A 17,804-nucleotide genomic window follows, 5' to 3' on the forward strand; every position below is an offset into this window, starting at 1 on the left:
CGACGCCATGACCAGTCCCACCCTGGCGGCCACCGGCCAATGGACGCGCACCGGTGACCTGCCCACCCCGAGTAGCTGGTACGGCCGGCACGACGGCGCCGTCACCCTCACCGGCGGAAAGGTCCTGGTGGCCGGCGGGGCCTCCCCCGGCCAGGCCGCCCTCACCCAGGCCGCGCTCTACGACCCGGCCGCCAAGACCTGGGCGCCGACCGGAGCGCTGCAGACGTCGCGGCGGCTGCACACGATCACGCTCCTGGACGACGGCAAGGTGCTGGTGACGGGCGGGATCAGCGGCACGGCGCAGTTCCCCGCGCCCGGCCTGGCCAGCGCCGAGCTGTACGACCCCGCGACCGGCGCCTGGACGGCCACCGGCAGCCTGCACGGCAACCGTTGGGGACACAGCGCGGCGCTGCTGCAGAACGGCAAGGTGCTGGTCGCCGGGGGCGCCACGATCCGCTCCGCCCAGTCGGTCAAGGCCCTGCGCACCGCCGAGCTGTACGACCCGGCCGCCGGCACGTGGACCGAGGTCGCCCCCATGACGGACGCCCGCTCGGGCCACGCCGCGGTCGTGCTGCCGGGCGGCCGCGTGCTGGTCGTGGGCGGAGTGGTGCCCGTGGCCGGTGACGCGGAGGCGGCGCTGGCGTTCTGCGAGATCTTCGACCCGGCCACCGGCGCCTGGACGCCGACCGGCGACCTGCTCGCCGCGAGGGGCAGGCACCAGGCCACGCCGCTGTCCGACGGCACGGTGCTGGCGACCGGCGGCAGCGCGCCCGGCGGGCCGGGGGACGGGACGTTCGACCCGTACAGCCGGGCCACGGCGGAGCTCTACACGCCGGCCACGGGAAAGTGGACGGAACTGCCGGACATGCCGTCCGGGCGCGGGCTGCACCGCGCGGTGCCGCTCGGCCAGAGACGGGCGCTCGTGGTCGGCGGGGCCGGCACCGTCCGGGACGGGGTCGGCTACGCCAACGCCCTGGTCTTCGACGGCGTGACGAAGACGTGGAGCCCGGCGGGCGGGCTGGCCGTGGGCCGGTGGGGGTTCGCGGTGGCGAAGCTGGCCGGCGGCGCAGGGGTGCTGGTGACCGGCGGCGTCGTACGGTCCGGCCTGGCGGCGGCCGTCTTCGGCGCCGACGAGCTGACCGCCACGACGGAGGTCTTCGCCGAGGTGGTCGTCCCGTGAGCCCCAACGCGTACTCGTTCCTGCCGTGGCTGCGTACCGGCCTGACCACGCGGCTCGCCGCCGACCCCGGGACGGCGGAGCGGGCGAGCATCGCCGTCAAGCTGCGGCTGACCGGCGACGCGTTGAAGGGCGGCACGATCACGCGCGACGTCGAGCGGCTCGTCCAGCTCTACGGGCCCGGCGACGTCGTCGGCATCGACCCGCGCGCGATCTCCCGGGTCGAGCCCAACCCCTGGATCACCAACGCCGAGCCCAACTACCTGGCGCACATCGAGTTCTACGACGAGGACTTCCCGTGGCGTTACAGCCCGGCCCCGGCCACCGGTACGACCCGGCGGCTGGCCCCGTGGCTGGCGCTGATCGTGCTGGCCGGGGGCCAGAACCCGGGCGAGGATCCGGGGGCCGAGTTCGCCGAGGGGACGGTGCCGGGCCGGCCGCTGCCGTACGTCACGGTCTCCGATCCCGCCGCGGTGCTGCCGCCGCCGGAGCAGCTCGGCGCGTGGGCGCACGTGCACGTCAACGGCTCGCTGAACGGGCACGTGGTCTCCGACGACATGGGGGCCGCGCTGCCCGCCCTGGGCGGGGTCCTGGCGTCGGACGCCGACAGCGCCTGCTCCCGCCTCATGTGCCCCCGGCATCTGAAGCCGGGCACGACCTATCACGCCTTCCTCGTGCCGGCGTTCGAGACGGGGCGGCTGGCGGGGCTCGGGCTCGACCCGTCCCTCTCGCCGAAGGCGCTGCACGGCGCGTGGGGGCCGGACTATCAGGGGCGCCCCGAGCCGGGCGCGCTGCCGTACTATCACCGCTGGTTCTTCGGTACGGGCGCCGCCGGCGACTTCGAGTTCCTCGTCCGGCTGCTGGAGCCGCGCCTGCCCGACGCCCGTGTGGGGCGCAGGGACGTGGACGTGCACCGGCCCGCCGGCCCCCGCCTGCCGGGGATCGACTCGCCGGCCGCGCTCGGCGGCGTCCTGCGCCTGGGCGGGGCGCTGCGCGCGCCGCTGCGCACCGACGACATCCACGAGAACTGGGACGACCAGCCGCCGGACAAACCCTACCCGCACGACTTCCAGCGGGCGCTGGCCGCGCTGATCAACCTCGGTGACGACTACCTGGAGCAGCCGCCGGTCGCGGCGCACGCCCGGCTGGCGGCGGCGCATCCGGCCGCCGAGGCCCTGGCGGCGCAGGTGGACCCGGTCATCACACCGCCCCTGTACGGCCGCTGGCACGCGCTCACCACCCGGCTGCTGTTCGACAGGGAGAACCAGCCGATCACACCGGACCGCAACTGGGTGCACCGGCTCAACCTCGACCCCCGGTTCCGGATCGCCGCCGGGCTGGGCACGCGGGTGGTGCAGGAGCGGCAGGAGGAGTTCATGCTGGCGGCGTGGTCGCAGGTCGGCGACGTCATCGCGGCCAACGCCCGCATCAGGGCGGCCCAGCTCGCCCGTGAGGTCGGGTACGTCCTGCAGGCCAAGCACCTGGAACCGCCCGCGACCCTGATGCGCGCCCGTGTGGCGGCCCTGACGGCAGGGGACGGCGCGCCCCCGCCGGGCGCCGAGACGGCGGTGGCGCTGTCGGGACGGACGTTGGCGCTGACCGCCCCGGCCGGCTCCCGCGTCCTCGCGGACGACCCCCGCTCCACCGACCCCCGTTCGACCGACCCCCGTTCGACCGACCCGAGGACCGCCGGGCCCGGGGCCGGTGGGCTGGGCGGGGAGGTGGCTTCGGGTGGGGCCGGGAAGGTGTCCGTGGGGTTCCACGTGGCGCGCAGCCGGGTGGCGGGCACGCCGCTGTCGCCACCGATGCGCCGCGCCACCAGGCCGGGCTCCCGCCTGATGCGTGCGCTGCCGTTCACCGAGACCCTGACCCCCGACGCGCTCGTGCCCCGCATGGACGAGCCCGGCGGGGTCACCGCGGCACCGCCGAAGCTCACCCCCGCCGCCGTGGTCACCCCCGGTCAGCTCGACGAGGTCCTGCACCCGGCCTCCCCGGCGGACGGCGGCGACCCCGTGGACCGGCTGCCCAAGAGCTCCGACTTCGTGATCACGCTGCCCGGCGACCCCTTCATCCCCACCGAGGGCGACGCCGACAGCGCCGAGGCGCTGCGCTTCAAGGACGCCCTGCGCGACCTCTACCGCGGCTGGGACGACGCCGAGCTGGCCGGCCAGGCCGAGTCCCGCCCGAGGCTGGACGTGAGCGCGTTCACCGACTCGATGCTCCTCGGGCTGCGCGCCGACCTGGCGGTCCCCAGGAGCCTGCTCACGTCGGTGGCGCTGCCGGAGCGGCTGCGGCCGTTCGCCGAGCGGTTCATCGAGGCCATGGCCTATCCGGTCATCGACCTGCCGATGTACCAGGCGCTGCTGGACCTGTCCGTGGATCTGTTCGTGCCCAACCTGTCCCTCATCCCGCCGAACACCATCACCCTGCTGGAGCCCAACCCGGAGTTCATCGAGTCGTACCTGGTGGGGCTCAACCACGAGCTGGCCCGCGAACTGCTCTGGCGCGAGTACCCGACCGATCAGCGGGGCACGCCGTTCCGCCAGTTCTGGGACGTCCGCACGGTCCCCTCGCCCGCCGGGGAGTCGCCCAAGGAGCGCCGCGAGCGCCTGTACGACATCCGCCCCATCCACGACTGGCCCAAGGCCGGCAAACTCGGCGAGAACGACAACAGGGACGCCGGGCAGGCGCAGGAGAACGAGCTGGTCCTCGTCATCAGGGGCGAGCTGCTCAGGAAATACCCGAACGCGGCCGTCTACGCCCACCGCGCCCGCTGGCAGCCCGACAACGAGCACCCCGACCCGCGCCAGGAACGTGTCCCGGTGGACCTGCTCGACCCGCTGCAGCCGTCGCGGACGGAGATCCTCTTCCCCCTGTACGAGGCCAGGGTCGCGCCCGACATCCATCTGCTCGGGTTCGACCTGACGGCCCTGCAGGCCAAGGGCGGGCAGGGCGACCCCGGCTGGTTCTTCGTCATCAAGGAACGCCCCGGAGACCCCAGGTTCGGCCTGGACGAGGGCCCGAAGACGCGGGTCGAGGTGTGGAACGACCTGTCGTGGGAGGACGTGGACCCGGCCGGGGGCGGGTTCATCCTGCTCGACGAGGCCACGACGGCCCCGGTGGTGCTCCAGGGGTTCGACGTGCCCGACGACGACCAGGAGAAGCTGGACCAGCACGAGGAGGACCTGGAGCTGCCCGTCTGGAACGGCGGCCTGAGCTCGGCCGACGTCGCGTACGTGCTCTTCCAGGCACCCGTGCTGCTGGCCGTGCACGCGCAGGAGATGTTGCCCTGATGACCGTCACCGATGGGCCGCTGACCGGCCCGCTCAGCGATGACCACCCGGTGCTGCTCGGCCCGGTGCGGCTGGAGACCCGGTTCACCGACACCGAGCTGCTGGTCCGGATCTTCCCTGACGAGTGGGCGACCGACGGCTTCGAGCCGAGGCCCACGGCGGCCGAGATCGCCGCGCTGGACGCGTACTGGATCGCGCTGTGGCGTTCGGGCGGCGAGGCGGTGGCCGAGCAGGCGGCCTGGCAGGAGCTGGCCCGGCGGGTCCCGGCCGGGCGGGCGAGCTGGCTGCTCCAGGGGCACCGGCCCGCCGACCTGGGGGCGCGGCCGACCGGAGTGCCCGCGGGCACGACCGTGCTGGTGATCGTCAGCAACCAGCCGCTGCCCGCCGGCGACCGGCAGCCGGCCGTCACGTACTGGAGCGCGGTCTGGCGGGCGCACGGCGACCGGGACGCCGCCCGGGCCGCGTTCGTCGCGTTGCGCACGGCGGTCGGGAACACCCGGGCGCAGGTCATCAGGGCTCGCCGGCCGGTCGGCGCGGACTCGCCGCCGCCGGGCGCGGGCGACGCGGTGGTGGTGTCGTTCCTGGTGCTGCCGGTGGCCGCCGACGTGGCGCCGCAGTCGTGGACGCGGGCGGCGCGGGCGCGGCTGCTGCCCGACCGGTTCGTGGTGCTCGGGTTCGAGGGCGGCGAGCAGGTGGTGTCGGTGACCGGCGCGCCGGTGCCCGACACGCTGCCGGTGAGCCCGGACCCGGGGGCGTCCGACCAGCTCAGGGTGGATGAGCAGAGCGGCTCGCTGCACGTCCCCGACGAGCTGCGCTGGCTGACCGACCTGGACCGGGCGGTCGCCGCCGGGATGGCCGTGCGGATCCCGCTGACCGACCGGATCCGGGGCGGGCTCGACCGGCTGGTCGTGCTCGGGCTGCGGCAGCGGTCGGGGCCCGAGGAGTCGGGCGCCGAGCTGGCCGACCTGATCACCCGGCAGCTCCGCAGCCCGTCCGGGTTCACGCTGCTGCCGCAGGGCACCCCGACCAACAACAGCGAGGCGGCCCCGGCCGGCCAGGACGCCCGTGAGGAGGCCGACGCGGGCCTGCGCACCGCACAGGGCATCGGGCTGCTCGGCGCGGAGAGCGCGGGCGACGACTGGGCCGTCAGAACCGACGGGGAATGGCTGGCCGAGCTGCTCGGCATCGACCCCGCCGCGCTCGCGGGCGCGCCGAACGCCGACCGCACCGACCAGCGCGACGCCAAGGCCGCCAACATCGCGCTGTGGCCGGCGACGTGGGGCTCGTACCTGCGGACCATGCTCAACCCGATCATCGCGCCCGCCATGGTGGACGAGACCCGCGCCTTCTTCACCCGGTACGTGTCGGGCCGCGGCCCGCTCCCCGTCGTCAAGATCGGCCGGCAGCCGTACGGGATCGTGCCGACCACGGCGTTCTCCCGCCTGTCCCTGCCCGCCGGGCACCGGCGCGGCATGAAGCAGGTCCTCGACGCCGCCGCCCAGGACTGGCGGGCAGCCGCCGAGTCCCGCGTCGCCCACCTGGGCCGGTCCGGCGACCCGCACCAACTGCTGCTCGACATCCTGGCGCTGCACCCGACCTCCGCCGAGTACCACCAGCGTTACGCGCAGAGCGTCGAGGACGTCTACAACCGGGAGAACCTCGCCGGCGGCGGCCCCCGCGTGCTCCCCGCCCTGGACCGGCTCGACATGCCGGGCCCCATCCGCGCCCTGCTGGCCCGGCTCGGCCACGCGGGCCAGGACCCCGACCTGGTGCGGCGGCTGTTCGTCGGCACGCAGCACCCGCTGCTCGGCCCGCTCGTGGACGACCGCCCGCCCTCGGAGACCGATCCGGTCCGCGACTACCTGCCCGGGGGCGGCAACTACCTGCGGTGGCTGGCCGACCATGCCGGCGCCGACCTGGAGACGATCCGCCTGGAGCGCGGCTTCACCGGCGACCGCCGGCCGGCCGCGCTGCTGTACCTGCTGTTGCGCCACGCGGTCCTGCTCGGCTGGGAGGACGCGGGGCGCAGGCTGGCGGCGCTCGCGGGCAGTCCCGTGCCGCCGCCCGTGGACCCCCTGTTCGTGCACATCAGGGGCGGCGCGGCGAGCGAGAGCCGGTTCCGCCAGCTCTACTCCCCCGACCCGGCGATCACCGGGCAGCCGGGCCTGCTGGTTCGCGAGCACATCCCCGTGGTGCTCGGGACGGCGGGCCCGCAGGGGCAGGCGATCGCGCATCTGGACGAGCAGGTGCGGGCGCTGGGCCTGCTGGCCGCTCTGCCGACCGCCCGGCTGGAGCGGGTGCTCGCCGAGCACCTGGACTGCGCGGCGTACCGGCTGGACGCCTGGATGCTCGGGCTGGCCACGGAGCGGCTGACCGAGCTGCGACGCCCCGGCGGCGGAGCCGTACGGCGGGGCGTCCACCTCGGCGCGTACGGCTGGCTGGAGGACGTCCGGCCCCGTCCCAGACCGCTCGAGCAGGTCTCGCTCACCGGCGACCTGGCCGCGCTGTTCGGCCCATCGGTGTGGCACGACCCGGCCAACGGCGGCTACGTGCACGCCCACTCCCCCGCCCAGGCCACCACGGCGGCGGTCCTGCGGGCCGGCTACCTGGCCAACGCCACGCGGGAGACCCCGGGCGTGTTCGCCGTCAACCTCAGCTCGGAGCGCGTCAGGGTGGCGCTGTCCCTGCTGGAGGGCATGCGCCAGGGCCAGTCGCTGGGCGCGCTGCTCGGCTACCGGTTCGAGCGCGGCCTGCACGACCGCTACGAGGACGCCGAGCTGGACACGTTCATCACCGCGCTGCGCGGCGCGTTCCCGCTGCGGGCGGGCCGGCTGCCCGGTGCCAGGCCCGGCCCGGGGACCGCCGTGGACCTGGTGGAGGCGCGCAACGTCGTGGACGGCCTGGCGCTCGTCCGGCGGATCACGCGGACGCCGGGCGCGGCGCACTATCCGTTCGGGGCCGAGGGCCTGCCCGACGTCGGCGACGCCCAGCGGGACGCCATCGAGGCCGAGGCGCTGCGGCTGCTGGACACGCACGACGCGCTGGCCGACCTGGCCGTGGCGGAGGGCGCGTACCAGGCGCTGGCGGGCAACCCGGAACGCGCCTCCGCGACCCTCGACGCGTACGCCAAGGAGGGCCTGCCGCCCGACCCCGCCGTGGTGCGCACGCCGCGCGGCGGCGTCACGCTCACCCACCGGCTCGCCGTGCAGTTCCGTCCCAGGCGCAATCCGGGGCCGGAGGACACACCGCGCGGCAAGGCCGAGCCGGCGGTCGAGGACTGGCTGCCCGCGCTGCTGCCCGACGACGACAAGGTGGCCGCGCTGGTCACCTGGACCGACCCGGTGGACGGGGAGGCCGAGAGCCACGTCGTCACCCAGCGCGACTGCGGGCTGGGCTCGATCGACCTGCTGTACGCGCTGCGCCCGGCGAGCGAGTCCGCCATGACCGACCTGGACGACCGGATCGTCGGCGTCGTCATGGAGCGCGAGCATCCCCGTCCCGACGCCGTGCTGACCATCCGCTACACGCAGCGGGTGCCCGGCCGGGTGACGTTCTTCGAGCTGTCGCAGCTCATCGCCGCCCTGCGCACGCTGCTGACCACGTCGCGGCCGGTGCGCCCGAGCGACCTGACGCCCGCGGCCGGGGCGGAGACCGTGGACCGCGCCGCCGACGACGACGTCTCCCTGTCCAGGTCGCGCCCGGCAGAGGTCAGGGAGGCCCTGCGGCGCCTGGCCGGCGACGTGGACGACTACGTGGACGATCTGGCCCGGGTCTTCCCCGAGCCGCCCGCACCCGTCCGCCGCGGCGACGCGATCGAGGGGATCGACACGTTCCTGAGCCGGTACGCGCGGCTGGTGACCGCGGCCGGCGGGTTCGGCATGGTGCGCAGCGGCTGGGGCGAGGTGGCCGCCTGGCGGCAGGGCGTCTTCATCGAGGTGCTGGCCGCGGTCGCCGCGGTCGCGGACCGGATGGACAGGGCCCTGGACGAGTCGGACGCGCTCATCGACGTCTACGACGCGCTCCCGCAGGCCGCGTCCGACACCGAGCGCTTCCTGCTGCTGCAGAAGGCCGAGCGGCTGCTCACCACGCGGCCGACCAGCCCCCTGCCCGACCGGCCCCGGCGGCTGCGGATGATCCTCGACGACCGGCGCAGGGCCTTCACCCGCCGCCTCGACGACGTGCGCGACGTGGCGCGGACGGAACGCAGCTCCCTGAGCGGCCTGCTCGACCTGGTGTCCGACCTGCTGCCGCTGACCGACGTGGACCCGGCGGGGCTGGACCTGAGACCGTTCGAGGACCGGGCGGTCGCGTACGGGGCCGAGCTGCTCGGGCGGGCCAGGGCGCTGGCCGCCGAGATCGACGGCCGGGTGGAGTCCTCGGGGCGGGCCCTGGACGCCTACGACAAGGCGGTGACCGACCCCGAGCGGGTCCAGGCCGCGACCGAGGCGCTCAAGGCGCTGCTCGGCGAGGACGTGCTGGCGGTGCCCGAGTTCACGCCGTCACAGCGGCTCGCCCAGGACTGGCGCAGGGCCCACGACGACAGCGGCGACCTGGTCGAGCATCTGAGCGAGGACTTCGGGCGCGACTTCCCCATGGACGACTGGCTGCACGGCGTGGCCAGGGTGCGGGACCGGGCGCGGCTGTGGGAGCAGGTCACCCTGCTCAGCGACGCGCTGCGCGGCTCGGGCGGTGGTCTGCTGGGCAACCACGACGGCTGGGACGAGCCCGCGCTGACCCCGGTCCAGCTCCCCTACCGGCAGCGCGACCACTGGCTGGGCATGGAGTTCGCGCCCGGGGCCACGTTCGGGGAGGACCGGGTGCTGTTCACCGCGCACTACGCCGACGACGACTTCATCGACGACGGCGCGGCCTGCGGGCTGCTGCTCGACGAGTGGACCGAGGTCGTGCCGGCCGAGCGGGAGACCACGTCGATCGCGCTCAACCACGACCGGCCCGACTCCGAGCCGCCGCAGGCGATGCTGCTGGTCGCGCCGCCGGTCACGACGGGCGCGTGGCGGTGGGAGGACCTGGTGGCGGCGGTCGGGGAGACGTTCGAGCTGGCCAGGAGCCGGGCGGTGGAGCCCGCGCACCTGGACGGGACGGCGTACGCGCACCTGCTGCCCGCGACCGTGCTGTCGGCGACGCGCAGGCCCATCACGATCAGCACCGACCTGGCCGTCAACAACCTGCGCAGGACATGACCCCCGGAGGGAGCACCGATGCCTGAGCCGCCCCGCATCGAGAACCTGCGCGAGGCGCTGGCGCGCCGCGACCATCCGGTGGTGGGCCTGTGGAACCGGCTGGAGGTCCGGCCGCGGGCGACCGACTTCGACCGCGCGCTGCGGGTGGAGGTGCGAGACGCGCTGTGGATGCTCACCCGGCAGTGGCAACTCGGCGAGCTGCGCGGATCGGACGCGGGCTCGCCCGTGACCGCCACCTACGCCCTGGCCGCAGCCACGCCCACCCGGTTCCGGCCGGCCGGTGGCGAGGCGGAGGATTTGCCCGCCGGGCTGCCTCTGGAGGCGGTGGCCGAGCGCCGCGCCCTGCCGTTCGCGTTCGGCGCCGACCGGATCTCGTTCGACCTGCGCCTGGCGCTCGGCCGCCGGTGGCTCAAGCTGCTCGGCAGGTCCTCGTCCTTGCGCCAGTACCGGCCCGCGTACGTCAAGCGCTTCCCCGTCGCGCTGCCCGGCCCGGAGTCCGACGCCGACACTCCCCGCGTGGCGCATCCGGAGGTCTGGTCGGCCCTGCAGGCCGTCGCGGGCCGCAGGATGGACGGCTACGAGCTGTACCGGCTGGTCAAGGACGGCCGGCACGCCTACGACGGCGTCGAGGACGTGCACCACAACCACCGCCAGCGGCTCGACGAGCTCGGGGCCAAGCTGGTGGCCTGGTTCGACGACCTGATCGCCCAGCCCTCCGACGGCGCGGCCTGGGACCCGGCGCGGCTGGAGCACCGCTTCTCCGTCTCGGGCGGCGGCAAGGTGCTCACCGCGCCGGAATATCCGGGCGGCGAGCTCGACTGGCACGCGTTCTCGATCGACCCGGACGGCCTGCCGGGCGGCGCGGCTCCGGCGCCCGCGAGGATCAACAGGACCGTGTTCCCCGCCCCGGTGCGCTTCTCCGGCATGCCGCTGCCGCGCTGGTGGGCGGTCGAGGACGGCCGCACCAACTTCGCCGCCGTCCGGCCGGACAGCACGGACCTGGCGCGGCTGATCATGCTGGAGTTCGCGCTGGTCTACGGCAACGACTGGTTCCACCTCCCCTGCGACCTGCCCGCGGGCACGATGGCCTCGATCCTGGGCCTGGCGGTGACCGACGTCTTCGGGCAGCGGCTGTGGATCACCCCGTCGGGCGCGGGCGACGACCAGGACTGGCAGCGGTGGTCGATGTTCACGCTCGACACCGTCGGCTCGGACTCGGTGCCCGCCGACACCGGCCTGTTCCTGCCGCCGACCGTGCCGAAGGCCGCCGTGGGGCCGCCGCTGGAGGAGGTGGCGCTGATCCGCGACGAGAACGCCAACATGGTGTGGGGCATCGAGCGCACCGTACGCCTGCCGACCGGCGCCGGGCGCTCGGGGAGCGAGGTGGCGGCCGAGATCCTCGCGCACCGGCTGCGGCTCTTCCCGCCCACGTCGCCCACCGATCCGCGGGCGCCGATCGCCTACCAGGCGATGAACTCGGTGCCGGAGTACTGGGTGCCGTTCATCCCGGTGCACGAGCCCGGCGAGAACCGGCGCATCCGGCTGCGGCGCGCGGCCATGCCGAGCGTGGTGGACGGGGAGCCGGTGAGCCCGCGTACGGCGGTGCTGCGCGAAGGACTGGACGCCGCCGAGCCGCAGGGGTACTTCGTCAACGAGGAGGAGGTGCCGCAGACCGGCACGCGGATCACGGTCGCCTACAACCGCACCCGGTGGCGCGGCGGCCGGGTCGTGGTGTGGCTGGGCGCGCAGCGCGGCACCGGCCGGGGCGAGGGCTCCAGCGGGCTCGCGTTCGATCTGCTGGTCGACACGGCCACGGAGCGCCCGGCCGGCTCATGAAAGAGAGGGAGGCCATGACCTAGGATCGTCCTTGTGACCGCTCCGCACGGCATCAACCCGAATATCCCTCACTCGGCCCGGGTCTATGACTACTGGCTGGGCGGCAAGGACAACTTCGAGGCCGATCGGCAGGTGGCCGAGCAGGTCATCGCGGCCGTGCCGGGCGTGCGCGAGAGCGCCAGGAACAACCGGGCCTTCCTCGGCCGGGCGGTGCGCCATCTCACGCGGCTCGGCGTGCGGCAGTTCCTCGACCTGGGCACCGGCATCCCCAGCCAGGGCAACACGCACGAGGTCGCGCAGGCGGAGGCGCCCGACGCCCGGGTGGTCTACGTCGACAACGACCCCATCGTGATGACGCACGCCAGGGCCCTGCTGACCAGCACGCCGGAGGGCAGGACCGCCTACATCGAGGCCGACGTGCGCGACCCGCAGCTCGTCCTCGACCACCCCGAGGTGCGCGAGACGCTCGACTTCACCCGGCCGGTCGCGCTCATGATGGTCGCGATCCTCATGCACATCTCCGACGACGACGATCCGGCCGGGCTGGTCAAGGCCTACGCGCAGTCGCTGCCCGGGGGCAGCTACCTGGTGCTGAGCCACCTGACGCTCGACCTGGTCGCCGAGGAGATGGCCGAGCGCTACCTGTCGGCCACCCGGCACCAGGCCCTGCGCAGGACGCCCAGGTCCGCCGAGCAGATCGCCCGCTACTTCGAGGGCTTCGACCTCGTCGAGCCGGGGCTGGTGGGCGTCTCGGAGTGGCACGACGCGCCGCTCTTCCCCGACTCCGCGACGTGGATGTACGCCGGGGTGGGCCGCAAGCGCTAGTCAGTCGTCCAGGATGTGGCGCAGGTAGAAGTCGGGCTTGGCCAGGAAGCGCCGCCAGTCGTCGACCACCTGGAGGCGGTCCCACTCGGCCGCGCGGATGCCGTGCTCGCCCAGCTCCGCGATCTGGGCGCCCGGCAGGCTGGTGAGGATCGGCGAGTGGGTGGCGCAGATGATCTGCCCGCCCTCTCCCGCGACGCGGTGGAGCAGGCCGACCAGGCGCAGGCAGGAATGGAACGACAGGGCCGCCTCGGGCTCGTCCATCAGGTAGAGCCCCGGCCCCGACACCATGCGTTCGAGGACCGTGAAGAAGCCCTCGCCGTGGGACTGCTCGGTGAGGTCTTCTTCCCAGTAGCCGTACAGGCCGGACACCCGGCGGCCCAGCTCGAAGAGCGTCTCGGCGCGCAGGAAGAACGCCCGGCGTTTGAGCCGCGGCCCGCGGACGAGCCGTAGCCCCGCCGCGGTGAAGCCGGGCCGCAGGACCGCCCCGAGCGGGGTGGGCTCGCCGGTGGAGGCGTATTTCGTGCCGGCCCTGCCGCCTTCGGCGTTGATGCGGCACACGTCGGCGATGGCCTCGATGAGGGTGGACTTGCCCGACCCGTTCTCACCGACCAGGAACGTGACCGGGGCGGTGAAGGCCAGGCCGTGCTCCGCCAGATGGCGCACGGGCGGCAGGCCGGCCGACCAGCCCTCGGGAAGCTCGGGAACCTCGAGCCGGGTCAGCAGCAACGTCCATGGTCCTTCCTCGTGTCCTTCCTGCCTTCCTACGCGATGGGTCCGACGATCGCGTGCTCGCGGATCGTTCCAAATCGGTTTAAAGTTCAAATTGTGAGTAGAGGAGTGGACACAGCGGCCGGGTCCGAGCGGGCCGCGACGGACGACCGGCCGGCGACTGGGAAGCGCCGCAGGCGATGGCTGTCCTGGACGGTCGTCACCCTGCTGGCGGTGTGGGCCGTGGTCCGGCTCGGCGGCCTGGAGCAGGGTTCGTTCCCCGCCCAGCTCATGACCGTGACGCCGTACGCGGCGGGCATCGCGGCGCTGACCGCGCTGCTGTCGCTGCTGCGGCGCAACCGCCCGGCCGCGCTGGCCGCCGCGCTCGTCTGCGCGGTGTTCGTCGCGATCGTGGCGCCGCGGGTGTTCGGCGCGGAGCAGCCAGCGGCGGACGGGACGCCGCTGCGGGTGCTGACGATCAACCTGTTCGGCCGGGGCGACGCCCAGACCGTCGTCGACCTCGTACGCCGCCACGACGTCGAGGTGTTCAGCGCCCTGGAGCTCACCCACGCCGAGGTCGAACGGCTGGACCAGGCCGGGCTGAAGCAGCTCCTGCCGTACCGGGTGCTGCAGCCCGAGTTCGGCGCCACCGGCAGCGGCATCTACTCCAGGCATCCGGTGACGGAGCTGACCGGCCTGTTCACCCCGCTCGGCCACAACATGCCCGCCGCCACCGTGGCGCTGCCCGGCGGGACCGAGGTGGAGCTGGTGGCCGTGCATCCCGACCCGCCGCTCGGGCGCAAGGAGAAGGAGTGGCGGACCGTTCTGCGCACCCTGCCGTCGGCCTCACCGTCGGTGATCCGGGTGCTGGCGGGCGACTTCAACGCCAGTCTCGATCACCGGCCGTTCCGTGACCTGCTGGATCGCGGGTACGTGGACGCGGCCTCGCAGGTGGGCAAGGGCCTGACGCCCACGTGGCCGAACGGCCGGGCAATTCCGCCGATCATCTCCATCGACCATGTTCTGGCGGATCGGCGGGTGGGGGTGGGCCGGGTGGAGATCCTGGACGTGCCCGGGACCGACCACCGCGGCGTCTTCGCCGAACTCCGCCTGCCCTGACCTCCGGCCACCCCGGGCCCTGGGTTGGTGGTGATCAGGTGGAAGCGGCCGTCGTGGTGCCGCAGCGTGGGCGCGTACACGCCGCCGGACGCCGGGGTCTCCGGCGGCAGGCGCAGTTGCCCCGGCCGGTCGAGGATGTTGCCGAGCCGCCGCCAGTGCACCAGGTCCCGGCTGTGGAAGATCGGCACGCCGGGGAAGTATTCGAAGCTGGAGCAGGCCAGGCCAGGTAGTAGTCCTCGCCCACCCGGCACACGCTCGGGTCCGGATGGAACCCGCCGAGCACCGGGTTGTCGCACGTGCGCACGTTCAGCCCTCCAAGAGCCTGGTCCGGGTGGTGAGCCGCCGCGCCCGGCCCAGGGTGACGGTCTCACCGGTGAGCCGAATGACCGCGCGCAGCGGCGCCTCCTCGGCCGAGGGGCCGGCCGAGAGCGTGATCGCGCCGGGCTCGACGATGCGGCTCAGGTCCACGCCGGTGTACGAGAACGCGTCCGCGGGCACGTCGAACGCCACCTCGCGGCTGCGCCCCGGCTCCAGCGCCACCCTGGCGAACCCGACGAGCTGGACGACGGGCCTGGCCACCTGCGCGACCGGGTCGGAGGCGTACACCTGGACGACCTCCTCGCACGGCCGGTCGCCGGCGTTGCGGACCGTTACCCTGACCTCGACCGCGCCGTCCGTGGGGCACTGGGCGCGGTCGGTGATCAGGGCCGTGTACTCGACCGCCGAGTACGACAGCCCGTGCCCGAACGCGAACGCCGGGCTCGGGTCGAGCACCGTGATCCCGTCCGCCCGCCGGCCCAGCGGCGGCTGCAGGTAGGTGGAGGGGTTGATGGCGGGCGACGCGGGGATCTGCACCGGCAGCCGGCCCGACGGGTTCACCCGGCCGCTCAGCACGCCCGCCACCGCCGACCCGCCCTCGACGCCGGGCAGGAACGCCTGGACCGCCGCCGCGACCCGGTCCTTGTAGGCCCCCAGCGCGTACGGCCTGCCGGACACCACCACGAGCACGACCGGCGTGCCGGTGCCCAGCACCGCCTCGACCAGGTCCGGCTGAAGGCCGGGCAGGCGCAGGTCGGCCGCGTCGCAGCCCTCGCCCGAGGTGCCGCCGCCGAACAGCCCGGCCCGGTCGCCGACGAACACGAGCGCCAGGTCGGACTCCGCGGCCAGCGCGGCCGCCGGCGCGATCCCCGACCCGTCGTCGCCCGTCACGTCGGCCCCGACGGCGTGACGCAGCTCCGCGCCGGGGAACTCGGCCTCGAGGCGTTCCCCGATGGACGGGATGGGCAGGCCCGTGCCGTGCTCCGGGTAGCGGTCGAGCACGTGGTTGGGGAAGGCGTAGCAGCCCAGCAGCGTGCGCGGGTCGCCGGCGCACGGCCCGATGACCGCGATCCGGGCGGTCGTGCCGGGGTCGAGGGGCAGGACGGCACCGGGGTTGCAGAGGAGCACGATGGAACGTTCCGCCACGGTGGCGGCGAGCCGCCGGTTCCGCGGGCTGTCCAGGTCCAGCTCATCGGCGCCGTCGGGGACGAGTGAGCCGATGGGGTGGCCCGCGCCGTCGAGTGCGCCGGGGCGATCCTCGGGGGCCGGAGCGCCGGCGTCCGCTTCGGGGGTGGCCGGGCTCGTGTCGAGGAGGCCGAGCTCGATCTTCTGCCGGAGCACCCGGCGTACCGACTCGTCGACGAGGGCCTCGTCCACCCGCCCCGCGCGGACGTGCGCCACCAGGTGCTCGCCGTACCCGACCGTCTCGGGCAGTTCCACGTCGATGCCCGCGCGCATGGCCACCGCGCCCGCGCCCGCGTCGTCCTCGGCCACCCCGTGCATGGAGGCCAGGAACGGGACCGCCCAGTAGTCGGCCACCACCGTCCCCTCGAACCCCCACTCCTCCCGCAGCAGCCGCCGCAGCAGGTCCGCGCTCGCCCCGACCGGGACCCCGTCGAGGTCGGTGTAGGAGTTCATCACCGACCGCGCCCCGCCCTCGCGCAGCGCCGTCTCGAACGGCGGCAGCACCACGTCGGCCAGTTCCCTCGGCCCGATGCTGACCGGGGCGTGGTTGCGGGCGGCGCGCGAGGCCGCGTACCCGGCGAAGTGCTTGAGCGTGGCGATGATCCCCGCCCCCTCCAGCCCCCGCACGTACGCCGCCCCGAGCTGCCCCACCAGGTACGGATCCTCGCCCAGCGTCTCCTCGACCCGTCCCCACCGGTAGTCGCGCACGACGTCCAGGACCGGCGACAGACCCTGGTGCACCCCGGCCGCACGCAGGTCGGCGCCGATCGCCCCCGCCATCCGCTCGATCAGCCCGGGATCGAAGGTGGCCGCCCAGGCCAGCGGCGTCGGGTACGCCGTGGCCCCGTACGTGGCGAATCCGGTCAGGCACTCCTCATGGGCGATGGCGGGGATCCCGAACCGGTTGGCGGCCATGACCCGCTCCTGGAGCGAGCGCAGCCGGGCCGCCCCTTCGGCCGGGCTCACCGGAGCGGTGCCGTAGACGCGGGTGAGGTGGCCGAGCCCGTAGCGCAGCCGCTCCTCCAGGCCGCCCGCCGCCGTGAACAAGTCCTGCAGGGGCGCGACGTTCCCCGGCTCGTCGGTCTGGACCCAGACGGACCCGAGCTGCGCGACCTTCTCCTCGAGGGTCAGCTCGGCCATCAGGCTCTCCACGCGCTCGCCGATCGTGCGGGCGCTGTCCCGCCAGGGCGCGAGGCCCGGCGCGTTGACAGAAGTCATGTCTGAGACTTTCGAGAGATTCGTCCCGATCATTACGCCGGGACTTTAAGTGCCTCCCGCAACGACGTCAAGAATATTTCGAAGTCATACCGAAATTTTCGGCACCGGGCCGCCCGCACGCCGTGCACCGGCCTTCGGGCCCCACGGTGACCTGGTACGGCGGTTCGGCCGCACGATGAAAGTTTCAGGAAAGTTGTCTGGAATATCAGAGGTCGCTCAGGGCTTCGGCCGCCTCGGCGCGCAGGTCCTCGGTGAGGGTTTCGTCGGCGTTCACCCGCCGCAGGGCCGCGATGAGCTCCGCGTCGGCGCTCTGCCACCGGTACAGGCACCACGACGCCGCCCGCACCGCCCGCGTGATGATCGCGGGTGGGGTGCCGGGGTGGAGCGCGGCCACGATCGCCGGGGCGTCCCCGGGCTCGCCGAGCTCCTGCACGATGCCGAGCGCACTCGCCCAAGCGGCCTCCCGCCGGGCGTCGTCGTCCCGGGTGACCTCCTGCCGTGCGTCGTCGTCCCGGGTGCCCTCATGCCGGGCGGCGTCGTCCTGGGTGAGCAGGGCGCGGGCGATCGCCAGCACCCGCGGGGCGTCGTCGCCGTCGTCGAGACCGAAGCGGGTGAGGCCGTCGGCGTCGTGGAAGTGGTCGAGCGCGATCCCGACCGCGACCGGCCGCCCGCTGCCGAGCAGGGCGCGGAACGCCTGCCGGTGGGCGTCCGCGCCGGTGGGGGTGCGCAGTTCGCAATGCGCGGCGCGCAGCTCCGGGGTCTCGGGCTCGTACGCCTCCCAGTGCAGGCTGTGCGGCCCTTCGGCCAGCGCCTCGCGGACCCGGCCGGCCGCCGCCGAGCGCTCGTGCGGCGGCCCGTCCGCGGCGAGCCGGGCCCGCAGCGGCCGGGGCGCGTAGAAGCGATCGCCCGCGGCCACCGCCGCGG

9 protein-coding genes and 2 pseudogenes are annotated in these 17,804 nt (G+C 74.5%); 6 read left to right on the forward strand and 5 right to left on the reverse strand.

The window, feature by feature from the left end; translation table 11 throughout:
* Positions 1–7: 7 nt before the first annotated feature.
* Genes AB0I15_RS38410 through AB0I15_RS38430 form a run of 5 tightly spaced genes read left to right on the forward strand, consistent with a single transcriptional unit; the run spans position 8 to position 12,332 of the window.
* A complete protein-coding gene (locus tag AB0I15_RS38410) occupies positions 8–1,180 on the forward strand; it encodes a kelch repeat-containing protein (RefSeq protein ID WP_358107053.1) in 1,173 nt (390 codons plus the stop codon).
* On the forward strand, positions 1,177–4,470 hold the full coding sequence (locus AB0I15_RS38415) for a hypothetical protein (RefSeq protein WP_358107056.1): 3,294 nt from the start codon (positions 1,177–1,179) through the stop codon (positions 4,468–4,470). The genes AB0I15_RS38410 and AB0I15_RS38415 overlap by 4 nt, the downstream gene beginning before the upstream one ends.
* On the forward strand, positions 4,470–9,671 hold the full coding sequence (locus tag AB0I15_RS38420) for a hypothetical protein (RefSeq protein ID WP_358107059.1): 5,202 nt from the start codon (positions 4,470–4,472) through the stop codon (positions 9,669–9,671). The genes AB0I15_RS38415 and AB0I15_RS38420 overlap by 1 nt, the downstream gene beginning before the upstream one ends.
* Before the next feature lie 18 nt (positions 9,672–9,689).
* Positions 9,690–11,507, forward strand: a complete 1,818-nt coding sequence (locus AB0I15_RS38425) for a hypothetical protein (RefSeq protein ID WP_358107062.1) — start codon at positions 9,690–9,692, stop codon at positions 11,505–11,507.
* Between the two features lie 33 nt (positions 11,508–11,540).
* Positions 11,541–12,332: an SAM-dependent methyltransferase gene (locus tag AB0I15_RS38430; protein ID WP_358107065.1), complete on the forward strand. Its 792-nt coding sequence runs from the start codon at positions 11,541–11,543 to the stop codon at positions 12,330–12,332.
* Here the strand turns inward: AB0I15_RS38430 and AB0I15_RS38435 are convergent, their stop codons facing one another.
* Positions 12,333–13,058: an AAA family ATPase gene (locus AB0I15_RS38435; RefSeq protein ID WP_358107069.1), complete on the reverse strand. Its 726-nt coding sequence runs from the start codon at positions 13,056–13,058 to the stop codon at positions 12,333–12,335.
* Between the two features lie 99 nt (positions 13,059–13,157).
* Between AB0I15_RS38435 and AB0I15_RS38440 the strand changes: the two genes are divergently transcribed.
* Positions 13,158–14,159 (forward strand): endonuclease/exonuclease/phosphatase family protein, encoded by a 1,002-nt coding sequence (locus AB0I15_RS38440; protein WP_358107072.1) that lies wholly within the window; start codon positions 13,158–13,160, stop codon positions 14,157–14,159.
* A gap of 71 nt (positions 14,160–14,230) precedes the next feature.
* On the opposite strand, the pseudogene AB0I15_RS38445 reads toward AB0I15_RS38440, so the two are convergent.
* The 4 genes and pseudogenes from AB0I15_RS38445 to AB0I15_RS38460 form a co-directional block, all read right to left on the reverse strand.
* Positions 14,231–14,410 (reverse strand): annotated as a pseudogene (locus AB0I15_RS38445) (family 43 glycosylhydrolase); the annotation flags it as partial.
* Positions 14,365–14,463, reverse strand: a pseudogene (locus tag AB0I15_RS38450) (hypothetical protein); the annotation flags it as partial. The pseudogenes AB0I15_RS38450 and AB0I15_RS38445, both read right to left, overlap by 46 nt.
* A 2-nt stretch (positions 14,464–14,465) precedes the next feature.
* Positions 14,466–16,880, reverse strand: coding sequence for a glycoside hydrolase family 3 N-terminal domain-containing protein (locus tag AB0I15_RS38455; RefSeq protein WP_358107075.1), 2,415 nt, complete (start codon positions 16,878–16,880; stop codon positions 14,466–14,468).
* Between the two features lie 205 nt (positions 16,881–17,085).
* Positions 17,086–17,804, reverse strand: a 719-nt coding sequence (locus AB0I15_RS38460) for a hypothetical protein (protein ID WP_358107078.1), incomplete at its 5' end; no start/stop codon positions are given.

This window comes from Nonomuraea sp. NPDC050643, assembly GCF_040654715.1.
In the GTDB taxonomy this organism is placed as follows: Bacteria; Actinomycetota; Actinomycetes; order Streptosporangiales; family Streptosporangiaceae; genus Nonomuraea.

Excerpts from the sequence above, each read along its gene's own strand:
- AB0I15_RS38410 (WP_358107053.1), top strand. The coding sequence starts at position 8 with ATGACCAGTCCCACCCTGGCGGCCACCGGCCAATGGACGCGCACCGGT.
- AB0I15_RS38420 (WP_358107059.1), top strand. The coding sequence starts at position 4,470 with ATGACCGTCACCGATGGGCCGCTGACCGGCCCGCTCAGCGATGACCAC.
- AB0I15_RS38425 (WP_358107062.1), top strand. The coding sequence starts at position 9,690 with ATGCCTGAGCCGCCCCGCATCGAGAACCTGCGCGAGGCGCTGGCGCGC.
- AB0I15_RS38455 (WP_358107075.1), bottom strand. The coding sequence starts at position 16,880 with ATGACTTCTGTCAACGCGCCGGGCCTCGCGCCCTGGCGGGACAGCGCC.